Source organism: Mammaliicoccus fleurettii, assembly GCF_003970575.1.
Taxonomy (GTDB): Bacteria; Bacillota; Bacilli; order Staphylococcales; family Staphylococcaceae; genus Mammaliicoccus; species Mammaliicoccus fleurettii.
The window spans coordinates 1-295 of the sequence record NZ_RXWZ01000097.1; the positions used below are offsets into that span (position 1 = coordinate 1).

The window sequence follows — 295 nt, forward strand, 5'->3', positions numbered from 1 at the left end:
GTGCCGAGGACCGGAATCGAACCGGTACGGTAATCACTTACCGCAGGATTTTAAGTCCTGTGCGTCTGCCAGTTCCGCCACCCCGGCAAAAAAATAATAATGGAGCGGAAGACGGGATTCGAACCCGCGACCCCAACCTTGGCAAGGTTGTATTCTACCGCTGAACTACTTCCGCTAAATAATTATTTTTGTATATTAATAATGGTGAGCCATAGAGGATTCGAACCTCTGACCCTCTGATTAAAAGTCAGATGCTCTACCAACTGAGCTAATGGCTCTAAAAAATGGTGCCGGC

At 47.5% G+C, this 295-nt stretch carries 3 tRNA genes; all 3 read right to left on the reverse strand.

The annotated features are described in order from the left end of the window. Nucleotide 1: 1 nt before the first annotated feature. The 3 genes from CD129_RS08225 to CD129_RS08235 all read right to left on the reverse strand — a co-directional run bounded on the left by CD129_RS08225 (nucleotide 2) and on the right by CD129_RS08235 (nucleotide 278). Nucleotides 2-87 (reverse strand) — tRNA-Leu (locus tag CD129_RS08225). Nucleotides 88-100: 13 nt separating this feature from the next. Then, nucleotides 101-175 (reverse strand) — tRNA-Gly (locus tag CD129_RS08230). 27 nt (nucleotides 176-202) lie between these two features. After that, nucleotides 203-278 (reverse strand) — tRNA-Lys (locus tag CD129_RS08235). Between the last annotated feature and the right edge of the window lie 17 nt (nucleotides 279-295).